Here is a 980-nt window from a genome sequence, read left to right as displayed (position 1 = left end):
GTGGTGGCCGACCTGGCGGCGCTGGACCGCGGTGAAGGCTCGCCGGCTGCCACCGCGCAGCGCTGGGCCGGCGACGAGCAGTCGGCGCTGCGCCTGCGCTTTGCCGCCGACCTGGCCCTGGAGCAGGCCGCGCGCTTGACCGATGCCGGGCGAACCCGCAGGCTGGCGTCCTGGTTCGACGCGGCCAACCGTACCGCCGCGCTGCTGCGCACCACGGTACGGACCGACCTCGCCATGGCCGAGTTGCTGCTGGCCTGGCCGCGCGCCACGGGAGGACAGCGATGAGTGCAAACACAGGGGGCGGTCGCCAGGGCATCCTGCCGGTCGCGATGAAGGACAAGGCGCACCTGTATGCCGCCTACATGCCGTACGTGAAATCGGGCGGGCTGTTCGTCGCCACCAACAAGCGCTTCGACCTGGGCTCCGAAGTCTTCCTGCTGCTGACCTTGCCCGACTCCAGCGAGAAGCTCGGCGTGCCCGGCAAGGTCGTGTGGGTGACCCCGGCCGGCGCGCAGGGCAACCGTTCGGCGGGCGTGGGCGTGCAGTTCGCCGACGGCGGTGAAGGCGAAGTCGCGCGCTCCAAGATCGAAGCCCTCATCGCCGGCCTCAACGCCGAGAAGCCCACCGCGACCATGTAGGAGCGCGCCTTGCGCGCGACCGGATCGCAAAAAGAAAAGGCCCGGCATTGCCGGGCCTTTGCTTTTGATCTTTAGCTTTCGAATTGGTGGAGCGGAAGGGGATCGAACCCTCGACCTTCGCATTGCGAACGCGACGCTCTCCCAGCTGAGCTACCGCCCCGAAGCTGGCGATTATACGGATGGCCCGGCGCCGTCGCCAGCGGTTTTCGCCATCAGCGGCCCCAGCCGCGGCTCGAGCAGGGCACGCCGCCAACCCGCCAGCGGACCGGGCCAACGGCCACCGTCGCCATCGGCGCGTGCATCGAGCAGCTGCTGCAGCCAGCGGCGCGAGGCGAGCACGCC

1 protein-coding gene, 1 tRNA gene and 1 pseudogene are annotated in these 980 nt (G+C 70.0%); 2 read left to right on the top strand and 1 reads right to left on the bottom strand.

The window, feature by feature from the left end; genetic code table 11:
• Together QAA18_RS09610 and QAA18_RS09605 are read left to right on the top strand one after the other, a co-directional pair.
• A pseudogene (locus QAA18_RS09610) lies at positions 1-285 on the top strand (DNA polymerase III subunit delta'); the annotation flags it as partial.
• Entirely contained in the window at positions 282-638 is a 357-nt protein-coding gene (locus tag QAA18_RS09605; RefSeq protein WP_279412707.1) for a PilZ domain-containing protein, read from the top strand. The pseudogene QAA18_RS09610 and the gene QAA18_RS09605, both read left to right, overlap by 4 nt.
• 84 nt (positions 639-722) lie before the next feature.
• Here QAA18_RS09605 and QAA18_RS09600 read toward each other — a convergent pair.
• Positions 723-798, bottom strand: a tRNA-Ala gene (locus QAA18_RS09600).
• Positions 799-980 lie beyond the last annotated feature (182 nt).

This window comes from Luteimonas sp. 8-5, from assembly GCF_029763755.1.
In the GTDB taxonomy this organism is placed as follows: domain Bacteria; phylum Pseudomonadota; class Gammaproteobacteria; order Xanthomonadales; family Xanthomonadaceae; genus Cognatiluteimonas.
The sequence above is the reverse complement of the archived record's forward strand: the minus strand, read 5'-3'. Positions and strand labels throughout refer to the sequence as shown.

What these genes read in the sequence shown, in the direction of transcription:
- QAA18_RS09605 (WP_279412707.1), top strand. Translation starts at nt 282, where the DNA reads ATGAGTGCAAACACAGGGGGCGGTCGCCAGGGCATCCTGCCGGTCGCG.